Origin of the sequence: Acidiphilium sp. AL (genome assembly GCF_025499445.1) — a bacterium.
Taxonomy (GTDB): domain Bacteria; phylum Pseudomonadota; class Alphaproteobacteria; order Acetobacterales; family Acetobacteraceae; genus Acidiphilium; species Acidiphilium iwatense.
This window is the reverse complement of the sequence record NZ_JAIMBZ010000095.1, coordinates 1-3,342: the sequence shown is the minus strand read 5'-3', so window position 1 is coordinate 3,342 and position 3,342 is coordinate 1. Positions and strand designations below refer to the sequence as shown.

3 protein-coding genes and 1 pseudogene are annotated in these 3,342 nt (G+C 58.3%); all 4 read right to left on the bottom strand.

The features are described 5' to 3' along the window. Positions 1 to 190: 190 nt before the first annotated feature. Positions 191 to 667 (bottom strand): annotated as a pseudogene (locus AiwAL_RS19930) (IS21 family transposase); the annotation flags it as partial. A gap of 409 nt (positions 668 to 1,076) precedes the next feature. Then, positions 1,077 to 1,568 carry a biotin/lipoyl-containing protein gene (locus AiwAL_RS19925; RefSeq protein ID WP_235706249.1) on the bottom strand — a complete coding sequence of 164 codons (492 nt, stop codon included), beginning with the start codon at positions 1,566 to 1,568 and terminating at the stop codon, positions 1,077 to 1,079. A 10-nt stretch (positions 1,569 to 1,578) separates the two neighbouring features. Continuing rightward, the gene (locus AiwAL_RS19920; RefSeq protein WP_235706250.1) at positions 1,579 to 2,403 is read right to left on the bottom strand and encodes a 3-keto-5-aminohexanoate cleavage protein; all 825 of its coding nucleotides are present in this window, start codon (positions 2,401 to 2,403) and stop codon (positions 1,579 to 1,581) included. Between the two features lie 28 nt (positions 2,404 to 2,431). Further along, the gene (locus AiwAL_RS19915) at positions 2,432 to 3,112 is read right to left on the bottom strand and encodes a hypothetical protein (protein ID WP_262313459.1); all 681 of its coding nucleotides are present in this window, start codon (positions 3,110 to 3,112) and stop codon (positions 2,432 to 2,434) included. Between the last annotated feature and the right edge of the window lie 230 nt (positions 3,113 to 3,342).

Here is a 3,342-nt window from a genome sequence, read left to right as displayed (position 1 = left end):
ACCACCGGCGTCTCCTCGAGCCGATCGGCAACATCCCACCCGCCGAGGCCGAGGCGCGCTACTATGAACAACTGAACGAGCTGGCTATGGTCGCCTGAGTCAAACAAAATGGCCTCCAGGATTCCCGGCGCGGTTCAATTGCTCCATCCTACTCAAGAGTTGGAGCCTCCGGGATTCCCGGCGCGGTTCAATGTGACAGCTTCATGTGTGCCACCTTCACCACCACCGGCAGCCCCTGCAACGTGATCACCTCGTGGCTCCAGTCGAACTGGTACGCTTCCCCCGGCGCAAAACTCAGCGGCACATAGGCACGCGCCGGCAGCCGGGCATGCTCACGCCGCCACACCTTGGCAAAACGATGCACGCTGTCATGCGCACCATCGTAACCCTGGCCGCGCAGTTCCTCGAACAGACGCTGCGCCGACCGCCGCTCCCGCTTCGGCAAGTCCGCCTCGCGCTCCAATATCTGCGTCAAACCCTCGAGCCATTGCCCCAGCTTCGGCGCCGGCTGCACGTCCCGTTCATACCGAAACACCGTCGCCTGCCCGCGAACCACCTTGCGCACCGTCGCGCGCGACACCGACAGACGCCGCACAATCTCCTTGATCGGCAATCGTTCCTCAAAATAGGCCCGCCGGATTTCGCCAATTCGATCCACCGCAATCATCCCCAAAAGCCCTTCCCCGCCCGTTAGGGGCGCCAGGAAGAGTGCTGACACAAAACGTCAGAGGGGTCGGAATTGGACGCGATTTTCGCCCCTCAAGGGGTCATTATTGCGCGCGATTTTACAGCCGGTACTAATCGCTAGTTTTGGTGTCAAAGGCGCTCTTATTTTACCTCTCGTCTTTTCCGCGTTTGGCATAATCGTCACTGCAGTCATCGGCGTCGAAACAAAGGGGGAAACGCTCGAAGAATTGTGGGGGCATTGATCGTGCATTGCACAGGTTGTTTATGCGTGATGTGAAATTGCGTTAAACCATGACTGCGCGTGATCGACACCTCGTTCCACGTTCACCTTGCGCGATGGGGCGTTCCAGACATTCGTATCATTAGATCCAGCGATGGCGCCCGAGCATCTACGCTCGTATGGCCTCAATTTTGAACAACGGCTGCCCAACTTGCACGAGCTCAGCATTTTGGGCGAAAACACGTGTCACCTGGCCGTCAGTTTCAGCCATAATCGTCGTGAAAAGTTTCATGACCTCGATCGAGCAGAGCGAGTCGCCACTTTTGACAATACTTCCGATGTCAACGAAGGGCGGATCCTTCGGAGACGGTGCGCGGTAGAAAGTCCCCGTCATAGGGGAACGAACGATAGTTCCGCCGTCAGTCGCGTTTATATCCGCGGGTGGTCCGGATGGGGCGATTTGGCGCTCGGCATGTCGTGGTTTTTCCGCATATTTTTGCGGTTCCGCCGGCGAAAGCGGTGTGGCTGTGGGTATGATTGTCGTCCCGCTAGAACGCCGGACCACAATCTTGACATTCGCAAGTTCCACTATCACTTCTTCACAGCCGCTTGCGTCGATGATCTTGATGATGTCAGCGACGTCCTTGTAAGTTAGGGTCAACTCTGCCTCCTTACGCCGCAAGTTCCAGGATTGAGCGCGCCTCGTCCGGAGTCGCAGGTCGGCGCCCATAGGCAGCCGCCTCCGCGACGACGAGCGAGACAAGCTCAGCATTGCTCGCGGCAAGACGAGTCTTGTCAAACCGCACGTTGTCTTCCAGGCCGGTGCGGGTATGTCCGCCAAGCTCGAGACACCATCGGTTCACCTCAAGCTGATGGCGTGCCATTCCAAGTGCCGACCACGTGGCGGTCGGGCTGATTTCTTTCAATTCAGAAAGCAAGAATTCGAGAAGAGATCGCCGTACCGGTATAGCGTTCTGGACACCCATAACAAATTGCACATGGAGTGGTTCCAGAATCAGTCCCCGCTTGACCAGTTCGACGGCATTGTAGAGCATCGCGGCGTCAAAGACCTCGATCTCCGGTTTAATGCGATAAGTCAGCATTTCCTTACAAAGGGTCTCGATGAAATCAGGAGCGTTCTCGTATATCTGCCGCGGGAAGTTGACCGATCCGGTGGTGAGGGATGCCATGTCGGGCTTGAGATAAAGGCTGGCGCCTCGCTGCGAAGCCTCCCGCCCGCGCCCTCCGGTTGAGAACTGGATGATCATGCCGGGGCAGTGCTTTTTAACGCCCTCCTGCACAGCGGCGAAAAGCTCGGGTGAGGATGAGGGATTTTCCTGCGCGTCGCGCACATGGATATGCACCAGCGCCGACCCGGCCTCATAGGCGGCATGAGTGGATTCAATCTGCTCGGCCGGCGAGATCGGAACCGCCGGATTGTCCTGCTTTTTCGGAACGGCACCGGTGATCGCGGTGGTGATGATGATCGGCTTCATGGATGGAACTTTCGCAATGCTTACCTAGCTACGCACCGGCTTGTCGGAAGTGAAATGATTTGATCGACGGGCGGTTGCTGATTTCCTTCAGCAAGGTAGCGAGCGGGGTTGCCATGATCGGGTATTCAATGTCGATCAGCCCCGCGCCCCTCAAGGCGTCGCATTGGGTGTCGTCATAGAACGCCGCGAGAAGGAGGTCGTCGTCCGATGCGAAAGGGCCACGCGTCGCGCGGATGCGGTCGAGCGCCGGCGGCAGCCGGGAGCCCGGCCTTTCAGTGATCGGTGGCGCGCCCCTGGTTATCTTGTCGTAGAGATTCGGCTCGATGGGACCAGTGATTTCTCCATAGCCGCCCCGGACATAGAGGCGAATTTCATCCGGAACGGTGTCATAACGGCGGCGCCCCTGATCCCGGCCCACAACATTCAGCACCGCCTGCGTCACAATGTACTGGGCGAAGGGACTGACGACGATCGGATATCCCAGATCCTCGCGAACATGCCATGCTTCCTCGAGGATGTCGTTCAATCGGTCCCTAAGTCCCATGGTCTCCAATTGATAGGCGAGGTTCGAGACCATACCGCCGGGACATTGGTGCTGGAAATGAAATTCGTCATATTCGTTGGGCGCGCCGACAGGCTTATCCTCCCTGGCCGCGATATAGGCGAGACGCTCCGCGACGTCGCGGATCGGCTCGAGGTCGATCGGCACCTCATATCCGCGCCGCCGCAAATTGCAGGCGACACGTTCGGTCGGCGAATGCGAAACGCCATTCGCGAGCGTCGATGTCGCCGTATGGATGCTACGGCATTCACACATTTTGCTTGCCCTGAGGGGCGCGCTCTGATTCTCCATGATCTGTGTATTGATGGGGAACGAGATGGCGGTTCGGGGCGGAGCTTTGGGTCATTTTGGTGATGCGCGGCGTGCGGCGATGGGGA